This window comes from Lentzea sp. NPDC042327 (genome assembly GCF_040647275.1).
Taxonomy (GTDB): Bacteria; Actinomycetota; Actinomycetes; order Mycobacteriales; family Pseudonocardiaceae; genus Lentzea.
Genome location: NZ_JBEZBX010000016.1, coordinates 1 through 16,140, shown reverse-complemented (window position 1 = coordinate 16,140; position 16,140 = coordinate 1). Strand labels below are relative to the sequence as shown.

Annotated in this window: 15 protein-coding genes and 1 other RNA gene; 5 read left to right on the top strand and 11 right to left on the bottom strand. The window is 71.0% G+C overall.

Annotated features, from left to right (window positions below):
* Positions 1 to 3 precede the first annotated feature (3 nt).
* Positions 4 to 813 carry a GNAT family N-acetyltransferase gene (locus AB0A63_RS32375; RefSeq protein ID WP_360397916.1) on the bottom strand — a complete coding sequence of 270 codons (810 nt, stop codon included), beginning with the start codon at positions 811 to 813 and terminating at the stop codon, positions 4 to 6.
* Positions 806 to 1,855, bottom strand: coding sequence for a glycosyltransferase family 2 protein (locus tag AB0A63_RS32370; protein ID WP_360397914.1), 1,050 nt, complete (start codon positions 1,853 to 1,855; stop codon positions 806 to 808). The genes AB0A63_RS32375 and AB0A63_RS32370 overlap by 8 nt, the downstream gene beginning before the upstream one ends.
* A gap of 26 nt (positions 1,856 to 1,881) precedes the next feature.
* On the opposite strand from AB0A63_RS32370, the gene hrpB reads away from it, so the two are divergent.
* Complete coding sequence (hrpB, locus tag AB0A63_RS32365) at positions 1,882 to 4,155, top strand: ATP-dependent helicase HrpB (RefSeq protein WP_360397912.1); 2,274 nt, start codon at positions 1,882 to 1,884, stop codon at positions 4,153 to 4,155.
* A 94-nt stretch (positions 4,156 to 4,249) separates the two neighbouring features.
* On the top strand, positions 4,250 to 4,852 hold the full coding sequence (locus AB0A63_RS32360) for a hypothetical protein (protein WP_360397910.1): 603 nt from the start codon (positions 4,250 to 4,252) through the stop codon (positions 4,850 to 4,852).
* Here the strand turns inward: AB0A63_RS32360 and menC are convergent.
* Genes menC through AB0A63_RS32340 form a run of 4 tightly spaced genes read right to left on the bottom strand, consistent with a single transcriptional unit; the run spans position 4,837 to position 9,019 of the window.
* The gene (gene menC / locus AB0A63_RS32355; protein WP_360397908.1) at positions 4,837 to 5,940 is read right to left on the bottom strand and encodes an o-succinylbenzoate synthase; all 1,104 of its coding nucleotides are present in this window, start codon (positions 5,938 to 5,940) and stop codon (positions 4,837 to 4,839) included. The two genes, AB0A63_RS32360 and menC, sit on opposite strands and share 16 nt — an antisense overlap.
* Positions 5,937 to 6,614, bottom strand: a complete 678-nt coding sequence (locus tag AB0A63_RS32350; protein ID WP_360397906.1) for a hypothetical protein — start codon at positions 6,612 to 6,614, stop codon at positions 5,937 to 5,939. The genes menC and AB0A63_RS32350 overlap by 4 nt, the downstream gene beginning before the upstream one ends.
* 19 nt (positions 6,615 to 6,633) lie before the next feature.
* The gene (locus tag AB0A63_RS32345; protein ID WP_360397904.1) at positions 6,634 to 8,046 is read right to left on the bottom strand and encodes an amino acid permease; all 1,413 of its coding nucleotides are present in this window, start codon (positions 8,044 to 8,046) and stop codon (positions 6,634 to 6,636) included.
* Between the two features lie 28 nt (positions 8,047 to 8,074).
* Entirely contained in the window at positions 8,075 to 9,019 is a 945-nt protein-coding gene (locus tag AB0A63_RS32340; protein WP_360397902.1) for a helix-turn-helix domain-containing protein, read from the bottom strand.
* 53 nt (positions 9,020 to 9,072) lie between these two features.
* On the opposite strand from AB0A63_RS32340, the gene AB0A63_RS32335 reads away from it, so the two are divergent.
* A complete protein-coding gene (locus tag AB0A63_RS32335; RefSeq protein ID WP_360397900.1) occupies positions 9,073 to 9,990 on the top strand; it encodes a saccharopine dehydrogenase NADP-binding domain-containing protein in 918 nt (305 codons plus the stop codon).
* A gap of 159 nt (positions 9,991 to 10,149) precedes the next feature.
* On the opposite strand, the gene ssrA is transcribed toward AB0A63_RS32335, so the two are convergent.
* Positions 10,150 to 10,522, bottom strand: a transfer-messenger RNA (tmRNA) gene (gene ssrA, locus AB0A63_RS32330).
* A gap of 130 nt (positions 10,523 to 10,652) precedes the next feature.
* Here ssrA and AB0A63_RS32325 point away from each other — a divergent pair.
* Together AB0A63_RS32325 and AB0A63_RS32320 are read left to right on the top strand one after the other, a co-directional pair.
* Complete coding sequence (locus AB0A63_RS32325; protein ID WP_360397898.1) at positions 10,653 to 11,882, top strand: sensor domain-containing protein; 1,230 nt, start codon at positions 10,653 to 10,655, stop codon at positions 11,880 to 11,882.
* A complete protein-coding gene (locus tag AB0A63_RS32320) occupies positions 11,870 to 12,511 on the top strand; it encodes a response regulator transcription factor (protein ID WP_360397896.1) in 642 nt (213 codons plus the stop codon). Before AB0A63_RS32325 ends, AB0A63_RS32320 begins: the two co-directional genes overlap by 13 nt.
* A 73-nt stretch (positions 12,512 to 12,584) precedes the next feature.
* On the opposite strand, the gene smpB is transcribed toward AB0A63_RS32320, so the two are convergent.
* The 4 genes from smpB to prfB form a co-directional block, all read right to left on the bottom strand.
* Positions 12,585 to 13,061 carry an SsrA-binding protein SmpB gene (gene smpB / locus AB0A63_RS32315; RefSeq protein WP_360397894.1) on the bottom strand — a complete coding sequence of 159 codons (477 nt, stop codon included), beginning with the start codon at positions 13,059 to 13,061 and terminating at the stop codon, positions 12,585 to 12,587.
* Positions 13,062 to 13,091: 30 nt separating this feature from the next.
* Complete coding sequence (ftsX, locus tag AB0A63_RS32310) at positions 13,092 to 13,994, bottom strand: permease-like cell division protein FtsX (protein ID WP_360397892.1); 903 nt, start codon at positions 13,992 to 13,994, stop codon at positions 13,092 to 13,094.
* A gap of 40 nt (positions 13,995 to 14,034) precedes the next feature.
* Positions 14,035 to 14,724, bottom strand: a complete 690-nt coding sequence (gene ftsE / locus AB0A63_RS32305) for a cell division ATP-binding protein FtsE (RefSeq protein WP_030470385.1) — start codon at positions 14,722 to 14,724, stop codon at positions 14,035 to 14,037.
* 185 nt (positions 14,725 to 14,909) lie between these two features.
* Entirely contained in the window at positions 14,910 to 16,013 is a 1,104-nt protein-coding gene (prfB, locus tag AB0A63_RS32300; protein ID WP_360397890.1) for a peptide chain release factor 2, read from the bottom strand.
* Positions 16,014 to 16,140: the final 127 nt, after the last annotated feature.

Here is a 16,140-nt window from a genome sequence, read left to right as displayed (position 1 = left end):
ACTTCAATCGAGCAGCTCATCCACCCTGCGTACGTATGCCGTCACGGGATACATCGCGACGAACCCGCACGCCTCGGCGAAGCGCTCCCCCGGACCCTCGTCGACCTGGGAGGCCACCAGCGCCGCACCGGCCGAGCGCAGCGCGGCGACCGCGGAGACCACCAGCGACCGCCCCACGCCCCGGCGGCGACGGGCCGGTCGCACCACGCACTGCTCGACCAGGCCCACGCCGCGCTCGGCGAAGCCGGAGGCGAACCCGCCGATCCGCTCGCCGTCGTCCACGACCAGCAGCAGGCACCGCGGGTCGTCCAGCCGGTGGCCGAGCCACTTCTGCAGCCGCGCCCGGTTGCCCACCAGCTCGTCGGACAGCAGCTCGACGATCCCCGGCAGGTCCGCGTCCTCCGCCCGCCGCACCCCCTCGGCGACGACGGCACGGCCGCGGTGCACCACGGTCTGCAGCTCCTCGACCGCGTACCAGCCGGAGTCGTCGGCGATGCCCTCGATCTCGTCCACTGTCGTCGGTGACGCGTAGACCACGGCCTCGGCCCGCCCGACGTCCGCGAACGTCTGCTCCAGCCGCAGCAGCGTCGAGGCGACCTCCACCGAGGACCCGTCGAGCGCGCAGCCGAAGTTGCCGGTGGGCAGCGGGTTCTCCCGATTGATCACGACGGCGGCGCAGCCGACCCGCCCGACCTTGCCGTACCGGACGGCACCGGACGCGAGCCGCGCGCCCTCGACGAGGATCGCGAGCGACCGCGACTGGTACGGGTCGAGCAGGTCCGGGTCGTCCGGGTCGCGCAACGGGTCAACCAACGCGGCGGTCCTTCCACCTCGCGCCGGGTCGCAGCGCACAGTCCAGCAGGAACACCCCGATCGTCGCCCATGCCAGCGGCGCCAGCACGGCGGAGGCCTCCGGCTGCCCGACGCGCTTCACGAACTCGCGGTGCGACGCGGCCTGCGCGGCCCAGGCGAGCCACGACCACGGCGAGCGCCACCGCAGCACCGGGACCAGCCCGTACGCGAGGTGCAGCAGCCCGGCGGCGGCCAGCAGCGGCCGTGCCCGCGTCCCGAACATGTCGCGGAACGCCGGCTGGATGCTCTTGCGCAGCGACCGCCAGGTGTCCCCGAACGTGTCCAGGCCCGAGGTCGTGAGCAGTGCCGACGCGTCGACGAACCGCACGAACCCGCCGGTGTCCCTGATCAGCGTCGCCATGCCGACGTCGTCCGCGTGGTTCCCGGCCAGCGCCTCCCAGCCACCGGCCTTCTCGAACGCGGGCCGCCGCACGAGGACGCAGTGCCCGACCGCGAGCGCCGTCGGGCCCTTGCCGTCCGGCGGCGAGCCCTCGAACACCAGCGTGTTGAACGCGGGCAGCAGGAACCACCACGCCGGCCCGGTCCCCCGCCCGGACGACGAGATCAGGTCCGCGCCCAGCTCGGACGCCGTGGCCACGAGCCGGCCAATGAGGTCAGGTGCGCAGGTCATGTCCGCGTCGACGAACAGCAGCCACTCCTCGTCCCGCACGGCCTGCGCGCCCAGGTGCATCGCGTGCACCTTGCCCGCCCACCCGGAGGGCGGTCCCGGCGACGTGACGACCTCGGCGCCGTGCGCGAGCGCGACCTTCGCGGTCGCATCCGCGGAGGCGTCGTCCACGACCACCACGCGCACCCCCGGCTGTCCGACCAGGCCGGGCAGCAGCGACGGGAGGGTGGCCTCCTCGTCGCGCGCGGGGACCACGGCCAGCACGGAGGCGGTCTTCGAGGACTCCGACACCATCGGCACGTGCTTCCACTGCGCCACGTTCCGCGCGGATCGCAGTGCGGACAGCACTCCGGACACCACACCCAACAGCACCATGCCACCACCCTGACACACTCAGGAACGTGCACCTGCCCGATCTCCCGGTGAAGTCCGTCCTGCCCGAGCTCCTGCGCACGCTGGAGGACCACGGGTCGGCGGTCCTCGTCGCACCGCCGGGCACCGGCAAGACCACGCTGGTGCCGCTCGCCCTGCCCGGCAAGGTCGTCGTCGCCGAGCCGCGCCGCATCGCCGCCCGCGCCGCCGCCGCGCGCATGGCGAGCCTGCTGGGCGAACCGGTCGGCCACACCGTCGGCTACTCGGTCCGCGGTGACCGCAAGACCAGCAGGCACACCCGCATCGAGGTCGTGACCAGCGGCCTGCTCGTCCGCCGCCTGCAGCACGACCAGGAGCTCACCGGCGTCGGCACGGTGCTGCTCGACGAGGTCCACGAACGCCACCTCGACGCCGACCTGCTGCTCGCGCTGCTGCTGGACGCCAAGGCGGGCCTGCGGCCGGACCTGAAGCTGCTCGCCACGTCCGCGACCGTTGCCGCCCAACGGCTCGCGGACCTGCTCGGCAACGCACCCGTCCTGCACACCGCTGCCCGCACGTTCGACACGGCGATCACCTACGTCCCGCCGAACCGCAACGAGCGCATCGAGAACACCGTCGCACGCGCGATCAACAGAGCATTGTCCGAAGTGGATGGTGACGTGCTCGCGTTCCTGCCCGGCGTGCGCGAGATCAACCGCACCGCGAGCCTGCTGAACGCCGACACGGTGATCTTGCACGGCCAGCTCAAGGCAGCGGTCCAGGACGCCGCCCTCACACCGGGTCCGCGGCAACGGGTCGTGCTCGCCACCAGCATCGCCGAGTCCAGCCTGACCGTCCCCGGCGTCCGCGCCGTGGTCGACGCGGGGCTGGCCCGCGTCCCCCGCGTCGACCACCGCCGCGGTCTCGCCGGTCTCGCCACGATCCGGGTGTCGCAGGCCGTCGCCGACCAACGCGCCGGTCGCGCCGGGCGTGAGGCTCCCGGCCGGGTCTACCGCTGCTGGCCGGAGCACGAGCATTCGACGCTCCCCCGCTACCCCGAACCGGAGATCCGCACCGCCGACCTGACCCGGCTCGCGCTGGAACTGGCGGTGTGGGGCACCCCGGACGGCTCCGGCCTGAACTGGTGGGACGCCCCGCCGGAGGGTGCGCTGAAGGCCGCCCAGGAGACGTTGCACTCCATCGGCGCGCTGGAGGACACCGAGCGCCGGGACCGCATCGCGAGCGCCGGCCTGCACCCGCGCCTGGGCCGGGCGTTGATCGACGGCAGCGCGCTCGCGGGCAACCGGACCGCCGCCGAGGTCGTGGCGCTGCTCGACGACAGCTCCCACCCGAGCACGACCGACCTGGCGACCGCCCTCAAAGCCCCGGGAAAGTGGCGCCAGGAGGCCAAGAAGCTCGAAAAGCTCGGCACGAACCCGCACGGCAACGGCGATCCCGCCCTCGTGGTCGCCCTCGCCTACCCGGAACGGCTCGCGAAGCGCCGGTCCAAGAACAGCACCGTCTACCTGATGGCCAACGGCACGGCGGTCGAGCACGACAACGCGCACTCCCAGTGGCTGGCGGTCGCGATCGCCGACCGCGAACCGGGCAGCAAGCACGGCCGCATCCGCCTCGCCGCGCCCGCCGACGAGGAGCTCGCCGTCACGGCCGCCCAAGCCCTCGTGCACACCGAGGACGACATCCGGTGGGAACGCGACGTCGTCGCGAACAGCGTCCGCAAGCTCGGCGCGATCACCCTGGACGAACGCCCGCTCAACGACCTGGCCAAGTCGCAGCAGGCACTGCGCATGGGCCTCGAAGCCGAGGGGCTCGGCCTGCTGAAGTGGACCGACGCCGCCAAGCGCCTGCGCGAACGCATGGCGTTCCTGCACCGCACCCGCGACTGGCCGAGCGTCGACGACGAGAGCCTGATCGGATCGCTCGACCTGGGGAAGGCGAAGAAGCGCTCCGACCTGGCCAAGATCGACACCGTGCAGGTGCTGCGGAACCTGCTGCCGTGGCCGGAGGCGGCGGAGCTCGACCAGCTCGCCCCGGAGCGCATCGGGCAGGGCAAGGTCGACTACACCCAGGACACGCCCGCGCTGCACGTCCGCATCCAGGACGCGATGAAGTGGGCCGACACCCCGAAGATCGCGGGCGTCCCGGTGGTCGTGCACCTGCTGTCCCCCGCCGGCCGCCCGACCGCGGTGACCAGCGACCTCAGGTCGTTCTGGCGCAACGGCTACCTGCGCGTGCGCAGTGAGCTCAAGGGCCGCTACCCCAAGCACCACTGGCCGGAACGCCCCTACGACAAGAGCAGGTGACCGTGGCGCACACAGCGATCTTCCCGCTGCCGGAGTTCCAGCCAGAGGGCGGCAGCAGCGCCGCCGCGGACGTCGTCGAAGAGGAGCTGGCGCGGTGAGGCGGATCTGGGACGACGCGGTCCGGGCACTGGGCGGCACACCGGACGCGGGTGACCTGGTCGAACGCTACGCCGAGCCGCACAGGGCCTACCACAACACGTTCCACGTGGCGTCCGTCGTGCGCGACTCGTCGGAGCTCGCGGACGCCTTCGCGTTCTCCGTCGAGGAACGGGCGGTCCTCACCCTCGCCGCGTGCGCGCACGACGTGATCTACGACGGGCGACCGGGCGAGGACGAACGGGCCAGCGCGCTGTGGGCCCGCGAACGCCTCGCGGGGCTGGCGGAGGAGCACGTCACGCGCGTGGAGGCGTTGGTGCTGGCCACGATCACGCACTCGTCCGACGACCCGCTGGCGCACGTGCTGCTGGACGCCGACCTGGCGATCCTCGGTTCCGAGCCCGAGCACTACGAGCGCTACCGGCAGGCCGTGCGCCGCGAGTACGCGCGCTACGACGAACCGGCGTGGCGCGCGGGCCGGGCGAAGGTGCTGAAGGCGTTGCTGGAGCGCGAGAACCTGTACGTCACCGAGCCCGCGCGGCAGCGGTGGGGCGCCGCCGCGCGGAGCAACCTGGCCCGCGAGCTTCAGTCCCTGGCGTAGAGCACGCGGGTCGCGGTGGTGAAGCGCCGCAGCACCTCTCGAACCGGCTCGACCCCGATGCCCGGCCCGCTCGGCACCTGCATGAACCCGTCCCGCAGCTCGAGCGGTTCCGTCACGTCCTCCGCGAAGTAGCGGCGCGACGCCGACACGTCACCGGGCAGCGTGAAGCCGGGCAACGCGGCCAGCGCGAGGTTCGGCCCGCGCCCGACACCGGTCTCCAGCATCCCGCCGCACCACACCGGGACCCCGTTCGCCACGGCGACGTCGTGGATGCGCCGGGCTTCGAGGTAGCCGCCGACGCGGGCGGGTTTGACGTTGACGATCCGGCACGCGCCGAGCGCGATGGCGGTGGCCGCGTCCCTGGCCGAGGTGATCGACTCGTCGAGGCAGATCGGTGTGCGGAACCGTTGTGCCAGCAGGGCGTGGCCGCGGAGGTCGTCTTCTTCCAGCGGCTGTTCGATGAGCAGCAGGTCGAACTCGTCGAGCCGGCGCAGGTGGTCGGCGTCGGCGAGGGTGTACGCGGTGTTCGCGTCGACCTGCAGCAGGACGTCGCCGAAGCGCTCGCGGACCGCGCGGACCGGGTCGACGTCCCAGCCGGGCTCGATCTTGAGCTTGATCCGCGCGTAGCCCTCCGCCAGGTAGCCCTCGACGTCGTCGAGCAGCTCGGGGACCGAGTCCTTGATCCCGACCGAGACACCGGCGGGCACCCTGTCGGTGGTGGCGCCCAGGAACGTGCCGATCGGCATCCCGAACGAGCGCAGCTCGGCGTCCAGGACGGCGGTCTCCAGCGCGGCCTTGGCGAGCTTGTGGCCCTTGACCGCGTGCGTCCTCGGCCCGACCTCGGCGGCGGTGACCTCCGGTGTCACGCGGGGCACGAGGTGGTCGGCCAGCACCAGCTCCGCCGCGGCGACGAACTCCGAGCAGTACAGCGGTTCCGGGTCGGCGGCGAACTCCGACCAGCCCTCCGCGGTGTCCGTGACGACCCGCAGCAGGAACGTGTCCTTCGTCGTCATCGTGCCGAACGACGTGCGGAACGGCGACACCAGCGGGATCGCGACGTGCAGCAGCTCGACCCGCTCGATCCTCATCCGGCCACCTCCAGCTCGTACCAGCCGTCGCGGGACATCGAGGTCGCGACGTACCCGCGGTCGAAGGCGTCCAGGAACACGTCCCGCACCGCCGCGCGCCACTCCTGCGCCTGCTCCGGCGCTTCCTTGCGCACCCGCACGACGTCGGCCGGCACCCGGCACCAGATCCGGTCGCCGTCGGTGCGCCGCAGCGGCCCGCCGTCCGGGGCGGTCGCCGTGACCTCGCCGCGCGGTTCGGACTCGTGCGGCTCCCGCGCGCCGGTCAGGTCCCACCGCACGGTGAGCCGGTCGGACTCACCGGTGTTCACGCCGTCGTTCATCGGCCCGTAGAAGTCCACCGCGTACTCGGTGACGACGGCGCCGAGCTTCACCAGGTTGAACCGGGCGTTGCGCGCCACCAGCGGGTCGTAGGTCCAGCGCATTGACCGCGCGCCCAGGCCGACCGCCCAGTCGCGTTGCGCGAGCTTCAACGGCAGCCCGGCACCGGGGCGGGCCGCGGCGATCATCGAGTACACCGACCCGTCCGGGCAGAACAGCCCGGTCGTGGCACCGACCAGCTCGTCGCCGTCGAACGCGCCGATCGTCGCGCCGCCCGCGTGCCGGATGCAGTGCAGCGTCTCGGTGGACAGCACGTCGAGGCTCGTCTCCCAGACGTCGGCGTAGTACCGCGCCACGCGGGCGATACCCGGGACGTCAGTGATCGCTCGAAACCTCAAGGCGGGCCTTCCGGACGCTGTAAGCGAAGTAGATGACGAACCCGAGCGCCATCCAGGCGAGGAACGCGACCCAGGTGTCCAGGCCGAGGCTGAACATCATGTAGACGCAGAACGCGAGCCCCAGCAGCGGCGTGACCGGCGAGAACGGCACCCGGAAGCTTCGCGGCCGGTCGGGCTCGGTGCGCCGCAGGATGATCACGGCGATGTTGACCAGCGCGAACGCGAACAACGTGCCGATGCTCGTGGCGTCGGCCAGCGACCCCAGCGGCACGAGCGCGGCGAGCACCGCGATGAACAGGCCGACGACGACGGTGTTGACGAACGGCACCCCGGTGCGCGGGCTGAGCTTCGCGAAGATCGACGGCACCAGCCCGTCGCGCGACATCGCGTACAGGATGCGCGTCTGTCCGTAGAGGACGGTCAGCACCACGGACGTCGTCGCCACCACGGCGCCGATCGAGAGCAGGATCGGCCAGATGGCGCCGTCGACGTTGTCGGTCAGCACCCGGCTGAGCGCCGCCTCGGTGCCCTCGAACGCCTGCCACGGCATGGCGCCGACGGCGGCAAGCGCGACGGCGCAGTACAGGGCGGTGATCACGACGAGCGAGATGATGATCGCGCGCGGCAGGTCGCGCTGCGGGTTCTCCGCCTCCTCACCGGCGGTGGAGGCGGCGTCGAACCCGATGTAGGAGAAGAACAGGGTGGCCGCGCCCGCGCTCATGCCGGCGAGCCCCAGCGGGAACAGCGGCTGCAGGTTGCCCGCCTTCAACGCCGTGAACGCCACCGCGCAGAACATGACCAGCGCGCCGATCTTCACGTACACCAGGATCGTGTTCGTCCGGGCGCTGCCGCGCGCCCCGCCCAGCAGCACCAGCATCGAGATGACGACGACGAGCACGGCCGGGACGTTGACGATCCCGCCGTCACCCGGCGGCTGGCTGAGCGCGTCCGGAATCCGCAGCCCGGTGACCAGGTGCAGCAACTCGTTGACGTATTGGCCCCAGCCGACCGCGACCGCCGCGACGGACACGCCGTACTCCAGCACGAGGCACCAGCCGCAGACCCAGGCGACGATCTCGCCGAGCGTGGCGTAGGTGTAGGAGTAGGAGGAGCCGGACGCCGGGATGAGCCCGGCCAGCTCGGCGTAGGACAGCGCGGAGAACAACGCGGTGATGCCCGCGAGCACGAACGAGACGACGATCGCCGGTCCCGCCAGCGGCACGGCCTCGCCGAGGACGACGAAGATGCCGGTGCCCAGCGTCGCGCCGATGCTGATCATGGTGAGGTGGCCGACGCCGAGCGTGCGCCGCATCTCGCTGCCGGGATGGGTCAGCTGGTCGATCGGCTTGCGCCGCAACACCCGCGCCCCGATGCGCTGTCCGTTGCTCATCCGGCCAACATAACGCCCTGCTCGGGGACTACCTGCCACCCACCGGCCGGAACGTGCGGCGGTATGTGTCCGGCGGCACACCCACGGTGCGGTGGAAGTGCCGGCGCAACGTCGTCGCCGTCCCCATCCCCGCCGCCTCCGCGATCAGGTCGACGCTGTCGTCGGTCAGCTCCAGCAGCTCCTGCGCGCGCCGGATCCGCCGCATGTGCAGCCACTGCAACGGGGTGGTGCCGGTGACGGTGCGGAACAACCGGGTGAGGTGCCGCGAGCTCATACCGGCCTGCCTGGCCAGGTCCTCGACGGTGAGCACCTGGTCGAGCCGTTCGCTCGCCCAGTCGAACAGCTCGGTCAGCGGGTGCCCCTCCTCGGCGGGCACCGGGGCGAGCACGAACTGCGCCTGGCCACCGTCGCGGTGCGGTGGGACGACCAGCCTGCGCGCCGCCGTGTTCGCCGCCGCCGCACCGTGGTCGCGGCGGATCAGGTGCAGGCTCAGGTCGATCGCCGCCGCCTTGCCCGCCGCGGTGAGCACCTGGCCGTTGTCGACGTAGAGCACGTCCGGTGCGACCTCCACCCGCGGGTACCGGCGGGCGAGCTCGTCGGCGTGCGCCCAGTGCGTGGTGGCGCGGAGCCCGTCGAGCAACCCCGCTTCCGCGAGCACGAACGCGCCCGTGCACAGCGAGGCGATCCGCGCGCCCTTCGCGTGCGCCACCCGGACCGCCTCGATCAGCCGCCGGTCGACCGGCCCCTCCCAGTCGGCTACCGCGGGCACGATGACGGTGTCCGCCTCGTGGAGCCGGTCGAGCGGCAGGTCGGGCTCCAGCGTGAACCGGCCGACGCGCACCGGCCCGTCACCGCAGACGACCACCCGGTAGCCGAGCTGAGGCGCGGTGAAGATCTCGTAGGTAGCGGTCAGCTCGAAGTGCAGCATCCCGTCGGTCACGGCGAACGCGAGCATGTCCGGAATTGTACGCATCGTGTCGTTCCAGACACTGGGCAGTGAGCGCCGCCCTGGCTTGAATTGCCGTCATGGGACACCACATCGCGGTCTACGGCGCCTCCGGCCTCACCGGCCGGTTCATCCAGGCGGAGCTGGAGAAGCGCGGCTTCACGCCACTGCCGTTCGGCCGCGCGCAGGCCACCGCCGACGACCCCGCCGCTCTCGACCGGGCGCTGACCGGTGCGGACGCGGTGGTCAACGCGGCCGGTCCGTTCGCCGTGACGGCGCTGCCGCTGATCGCCGCCGCCGAACGCGCCGGCATCCCGTACGTGGACGTGGCCGCCGAGATCGAGGCGAACGCCGACACGTTCGCCCGCGGTGCCGCGGTCCCGGTCGTGCCCGCGATGGCGTTCTTCGGTGGCTTGGCGGACCTGCTGGTCACCGCCGCGATGGCGGACTGGCCCGACGCGTCCGAGGCGCACGTCGCCTACGGCCTGAGCGGCTGGCAGCCGACCCCCGGCACGCTCACCGCCGGTGCGGTCTCCCGCGACCGCCGGGGTGGTCGGCGGGTCCGGTTCCGCGACGGCCGGCTCGAGCACCACGACACCGCGCCGCCCACGTCGACCTGGGACTTCCCCAGCGGGCCGCGGGAGGTGGTCGGTGAGTTCTCGATGGCCGACATCGTGACCGTGCCCAGCCACCTGGCGATCCCGTCGGTGACCTCGTACATGTCCGTCACCGCGGCCCAGGCCCTGGCCGCCGCCACTCCCCGCTCCGAACCGGAAACCTTCGAGGTGGACGTACGCGTACGCCGAGGTTCGGAGGAACGCCGCTTGTCAGTCGCAGGCCGCGACATCTACGCCGTCAGCGCCCCTCTGGCCGTGGAGGCGGTAGACCGCCTGCTCACCGGCCGCTTCCACGTCACCGGCGTCGCCTCGGCCGGCGCAATGTTCGATGCCGAGGACTTCCTGTCCACACTCTCCGACGTCTTGCCGCTGTCGACCTAAGGCCGCTCACCGCCGACCCTGCTCGGGAGCCTGCGTGATGGCACTCGGGTTTGCGTGAGGGCGCTCAGCGCCCGAACTGCTCGGGGGTCTGGGGGTCGCCCCCCAGATGAACACCCGGAACGAGAAACGGCGAGTGCTCTCCACGAGCACTCGCCGTCCGAGTGGAGGTGCCGGGAATCGAACCCGGGTCCTGTGGCGGTTCATCAGGGCTTCTCCGTGCGCAGTCCGCTCTGCCTCTGCTTGACCCCATCAGTCACGCGGACGAGCTGATGTGACGGGCCCAGTCGCTGTGAGTTTCCCGAACAGTCCCCGCGACCGGGACTGCAGGTAAGCCCTCTAGCTGATGCCGGACTCTAGGCCGAAGGCACTCCTAGGCCGACAGCGTTGCTACTCGCCTCAGGCGGCGAGAGCGAACGCGCGCTTGTCGTTAGACGTGGCGCTTATTGGTTTGCGATGACGCTTGCGGTGGTCTCTCGCCTGCACCGGCACGCTTCCCCTGAATCAACGTCCACAGTCGAAACCGTTCACCCCCTCGTCGTGGTGCACCTAGCATAACGGCCGCTGCCACCGAGTTCTTCCCGAGGCAGGTAGGGCTGTCCCCACCACCGGCTGACTGGTTGGCCGCATGGTCCCTGACCAGCGACAACGACAACATGGACGTCATGAGGAAACCGAACGCGCTCGCAGCCGGGTTCTACCTGCTGACCAACCTGGTGACCGGCATCTTCTGGTTCACCCTCACCGTCGTGCTCACGGTCGTCGGGTTCTCCCTGTCCGTGCTGTGGGTGGGCCTGCCGATCCTCTGGCTCGCGATGCAGGCGGTGCGGGCCGGCGCGACGGTGGAACGGGCGTGGGTCGGTGCGGCGCTGCGCACGGACATCCCGGTGCCCTACCGGGCCCGGCAGCCGGGCACGCTGTGGCAGCGGTGGAAGGCCCAGTTCACCGACCCCGCCACCTGGCGCGACTTCGGTTACCTGCTGCTCCTGCTGCCGGTGGGGGTCCTGGAGTTCGGCGCGGTCCTCACGCTCTGGACGGTCGTGGCGGCGTTGGCCGCGGTGCCGTTCTGGATCAGCTACGCGCCGTTCGCGGTCGTCGTCGGCGAGCTCTGGACCATCGACTCGTTCGCCTCGGCGTTGCCGATCGCGGTGCTCGGGCTGGCGTTGGTCCCGCTCGCGGTCATGGGCACGAAGGCGCTCGGCGCGCTGCACGGCCGGTTCGCCCGCGCCATGCTCGGGCCGACCCGTGCCGACGAGCTGGCGGTCGAGGCGGAACGGCTGCAGTCGAGCCGGGCGCGCGGGGTCGAGGCGGCCGAGGCGGAGCGCCGGCGCATCGAACGCGACCTGCACGACGGCGCGCAGCAGCGGCTCGTGGCCGTGGCGATGGGGCTGGGCCGGGCGAAGTCGAAGCTGGACAGCGACCCGGAGGGCGCGGCCGAGCTGATCGCGGAGGCCCACGCGGACGCCAAGCTCGCCATCAAGGAGCTGCGGGACCTGGCACGCGGCATCTACCCGTCGGTGCTCGGCGACCGCGGTCTCGACGCGGCGCTGTCCGCGCTGGCCGCCCGCGTGCCGATCGAGGTGGACCTGCAGGTGGACGTCGACCCGCGGCCGCCGACGGCGGTGGAGAGCGCCGCGTACTTCACCGTCGGCGAGGCGCTCACCAACATCACCAAGCACTCCACCGGCACCAGGGCGACCGTGCGGGTCAACCGGATCGACACGGGCGTGCTGGTCGAGGTCACCGACAACGGTCAGGGCGGTGCGGAGCTGAAGCCGGGTGGCGGGCTCGCCGGGCTCGCGGACCGGGCTGCGACCATCGACGGTGTGGTTGTCGTCGTCAGCCCCGCTGGTGGGCCGACCGTGATTCGAGCGGAGTTGCCGTGCGCGTGGTGATCGCCGAGGACTCGGTGCTGCTGAGGGAGGGCGTGCAGCGGCTGCTCGCCGACGAGGGCATCGACACCGTGGCGGCGGTGGAGAACGGGACCGACCTGCTGGACGCCGTGACCGAGCACCGGCCCGACCTGTGCGTGGTGGACGTCCGCATGCCGCCGACGTTCACCGACGAGGGGCTGCGCGCGGCCATCGAGTGCCGCCGCCGCCATCCCGGGCTGCCGGTGCTGGTGCTGTCGCAGTACGTGGAGGAGCGCTACGCCGTCGAGCTCCTCGCGGGCGGTGCGAGCGGGGTCGGCTATCTGCTGAAGGAACGGGTGGCCGACGTGAAGGAGTTCGTCGACGCGGTGCGGCGGGTCGCCGACGGCGGCACGAGCATCGACCACGAGGTGATCACGCAGCTCATGGTGCGCAGCAAGAAGAGCCCGGTCGACTCGTTGACTCCGCGCGAACGCGAGGTGCTCGGCCTGATGGCGCAGGGCCTGTCGAACACGGCCATCGCCGGCACGCTCGTGGTGTCCGACGGCGCGGTGGAGAAGCACGTCGGCAACATCTTCGCGAAGCTCGGCCTGGAACCGTCGAACTCCGAGCACCGGCGGGTCCGCGCCGTCCTCGCCTACCTCGACAGCTGAGGCGAACGCCGGAACGCCCGGCTCCCGCGGTGCGGTGGGCCGGGCGTTCTCGTCGGTGCGGTGGTGGACGGCGTCAGTAGCGGCCCTTCAACGCCCGCCCGTGCGCCCGTGCGATCTCACGGTTCGCGTCGCGCTTGGCGATGTCCTGGCGCTTGTCGTAGGACTTCTTGCCCTTGGCGAGGGCGAGCTCGACCTTGACGTAGCCGTCCTTGAAGTACATCTGCAACGGGACGAGCGACAGACCGGACTCCTTGGTCTTGCCGATCAGCCGTTCGATCTCGTGCTTGTGCAGCAGGAGCTTCCGCTTGCGCCGGACCTCGTGGTTCGTCCAGGTGCCCGCGACGTACTCCGGGATGTGCAGCGCGTGCAGCCAGATCTCGCCGTCGTCGACCTGGGCGAAGGCGTCCACGAGGGACGCCCGTCCCATGCGCAGGCTCTTCACCTCGGTGCCGACGAGCTGAATGCCCGCCTCGTAGGTGTCCAGAATGGCCCAGTCGTGCCGAGCCTTGCGGTTCGACGCGATGACCTTCTGCCCGCGTTCCTTGACCATGGCGACAACTCTACGTGGTCGGTAAAACTCTTAAAGCCGCACGTAGAGCCGCAGCGTGACGTAGCCGGTCGTGGCCGAGATGAGGATCGCGACCAGGAACAGCCACGGCGAGACTATGAGGATGTCCAGGTAGCCGACCGGCGGGATGATGCCCGACTCGGTGAGGTTGCGGGTGATGCGGTCGAGGAAGAACGCCTTGAACAGCACCAGGCCGGCGACCGCGGTGACCGCGCCGATGATGCCCGCGACGACCGCCTCGATGAGGAACGGCAGCTGCGTGTACCAGCGGGTCGCGCCGACCAGGCGCATGATGCCGACCTCGACGCGGCGGGTGAACGCCGACACCTGGATGGTGTTCGAGATCAGCAGCAGTGCCGCGAACGCCTGGATGAGCGCCAGGATCAGCGCCACGTCGCGGAAGCCGTTGAGGCCGTCGAAGAACCGCTCCAGGAACTTGCCCTGGTCGTCGACGCCCTTCACGCCCGGCTTGCCCTCGAAGGCGTTCTTGATGACCTCGGTGCGTTCCGGGTCTTCGAGCTTCACCCGGAACGTGGCCGGGATGGCCTCCGGCCGGGCGAGCTTGAGCAGCTCCGGCTGGGCCTCGAAGATCTGCTTGAAGCGCTCGAAGCCCTCGTCGCGGTTCTGGTACACCACGGACTCGACGCCGGAGGTCTGGTCGAGCTGGGACCTCAGCCCCGCGCACGGCTGCTGGGTGCAGTCCTTGTCGTTGGCGCTGACGTCGTTGGTCAGCAGGACCGAGACCTCGAGCTTGCCCGCGTAGTTGGCCTGCATCTTGTCGACCATGCGGACGACGAGCAGGCCACCGCCGAGCAGCCCGAGCGAGATGGCGGTCGTGAGGATCATCGCGATCGTCATCGTGACGTTCCGGCGAAGTCCGGTGACGACCTCGCTGAACACGAAGCTGGTACGCATCGGGGGCGGGGTTCCTTGGGGGGTCGGGGATTAGGAGCGCTTAGCGGCCGACGCCGTAAACGCCGCGCGCGTCATCACGGACGACCTTGCCGTACGACAGCTCCACGACCCGGCGGCGCATCGAGTCGACGATGCCGTGGTCGTGGGTGGCCATGATGACGGTCGTGCCGGTGCGGTTGATCCGCTCCAGCAGCAACATGATGTCCTGGCTCGTGTCGGGGTCCAGGTTTCCGGTGGGCTCGTCGGCGATCAGCACCAGCGGGCGGTTCACGAACGCGCGGGCGATCGCGACGCGCTGCTGCTCACCACCGGAGAGCTCGGTGGGGAACCGGTCCTCCTTGCCGTCGAGGCCGACCAGCTGCAGCACCTCCGGCACCACCTTGACGATGGTGTTGCGGGGCTTGCCGATGACCTCGAGGGCGAACGCGACGTTCTCGGCGACCGTCTTCGTCGGCAGCAGGCGGAAGTCCTGGAACACGCAGCCGATGGACTGGCGCAGGCGGGGGACCCTGCGCCGCGACATCTTGGCGACGTCGAAGTTGGAGACGTAGACGCGTCCCCTGGTCGGCACCTCTTCGCGCAGCAGCAGGCGCAGGAACGTCGACTTGCCGGACCCGGAGGGCCCGATCAGGAAGACGAACTCGCCCTTCTCCATCTCGACGGACACGTCGTCGAGCGCGGGACGCGTGGAGGTCTTGTAGACCTTGGAAACGTGTTCGAGACGAATCACGAGGCGCGAGTCTACCCATGGCCGCGGTAAAGCCCCCGTTCCGGTTAACTTCCAGCCCCGGAAAGGCGGTTCTCCTCCCCCACACGGCGTGGTCGGTTCAGCACAACCGGTGGACGAAAGGGCACGTTCGGACCATCGGACGGCCCGGACGTGCCCTTCGCCTCAGCTCACACCGCGGCTGCGGCTCACGCTTGCTGGGACTGCTTGCGCCAGCGGATGCCGGCTTCGAGGAAGTCGTCGATCTCACCGTCGAGCACCGCGGACGGGTTGCCGACCTCGTGGTTGTTCCGCAGGTCCTTGACCATCTGGTACGGGTGCAGCACGTAGGAGCGCATCTGGTTGCCCCAGCTGGAGCCGGAGTCCTTGAGCGCGTCCATCTTCGCCTGCTCCTCCTGGCGGCGCCGTTCGAGCAGCTTCGCCTGCAGGACGTTCATGGCCGTGGCCTTGTTCTGCAGCTGCGAGCGCTCGTTCTGGCAGGACACGACGATGCCGGTCGGGATGTGCGTGAGGCGCACCGCCGAGTCGGTCGTGTTGACGCCCTGGCCACCGGGGCCGGACGAGCGGTACACGTCGACGCGCAGGTCCTTCTCGTCGATCTCGACGTGGTCGGTCTGCTCGACGACGGGCACGACCTCGACGCCGGCGAACGACGTCTGGCGGCGGCCCTGGTTGTCGAACGGCGAGATGCGCACGAGGCGGTGGGTGCCCTGCTCGACGCTCAGCGTGCCGTAGGCGTAGGGGGCGGTGACGCGGAAGGTGGCGGACTTGATGCCGGCCTCTTCCGCGTAGGAGGTGTCGAAGACCTCGACGCCGTAGTTGTGCCGCTCGGCCCAGCGGGAGTACATGCGCAGGAGCATCTCGGCGAAGTCGGCGGCGTCGACGCCACCGGCTTCGGCGCGGATGGTGACCAGCGCGTTGCGCTCGTCGTACTCGCCGGAGAGCAGTGTGCGCACCTCGAGGCTCGCGATCTCGTCGCGCAGCTTCGCCCTGTCGGTGTCCGCGTCGGCGGCGGCGTCCGCGTCCTCGGCCTCCTCCGCGAGCTCGTAGAGCAGCGGCAGGTCGTCGAGGCGTTCCCGCAGGCCGGTGATGCGGCGCAGCTCACCCTGCTTGTGCGAGAGCTGGCTGGTGACCTTCTGCGCCTTCTCCTGGTCGTCCCAGAGGTCGGGGCGGGCTGCCTGCTCCTCCAGATCCGCGACCTGGGCACGCAGGGCATCGAGGTCCATCACCGCCTCGATGCTGCTCAGGGTGGCGGAGAGGTCCTTGATGTCTGCTTCGACGTCCGGATTCACAGCAGAAGATTACGCCAATACCGGTCACCAGCAGCGACCGGCCGTGGAACTGGTGCAGGTAGTGGCGGGGGGGGGTAACACCCCCCCCCCGGGGGGGGGGGGGGGGGGAGGCCCCCCCCCCACCCCC

Excerpts from the sequence above, each read along its gene's own strand:
- ftsX (WP_360397892.1), bottom strand. The coding sequence starts at position 13,994 with ATGCGTACCAGCTTCGTGTTCAGCGAGGTCGTCACCGGACTTCGCCGG.
- menC (WP_360397908.1), bottom strand. The coding sequence starts at position 5,940 with ATGAGGATCGAGCGGGTCGAGCTGCTGCACGTCGCGATCCCGCTGGTG.
- AB0A63_RS32370 (WP_360397914.1), bottom strand. The coding sequence starts at position 1,855 with ATGGTGCTGTTGGGTGTGGTGTCCGGAGTGCTGTCCGCACTGCGATCC.
- AB0A63_RS32345 (WP_360397904.1), bottom strand. The coding sequence starts at position 8,046 with ATGAGCAACGGACAGCGCATCGGGGCGCGGGTGTTGCGGCGCAAGCCG.
- AB0A63_RS32340 (WP_360397902.1), bottom strand. The coding sequence starts at position 9,019 with ATGCGTACAATTCCGGACATGCTCGCGTTCGCCGTGACCGACGGGATG.
- smpB (WP_360397894.1), bottom strand. The coding sequence starts at position 13,061 with ATGGTCAAGGAACGCGGGCAGAAGGTCATCGCGTCGAACCGCAAGGCT.
- AB0A63_RS32325 (WP_360397898.1), top strand. The coding sequence starts at position 10,653 with ATGAGGAAACCGAACGCGCTCGCAGCCGGGTTCTACCTGCTGACCAAC.
- AB0A63_RS32335 (WP_360397900.1), top strand. The coding sequence starts at position 9,073 with ATGGGACACCACATCGCGGTCTACGGCGCCTCCGGCCTCACCGGCCGG.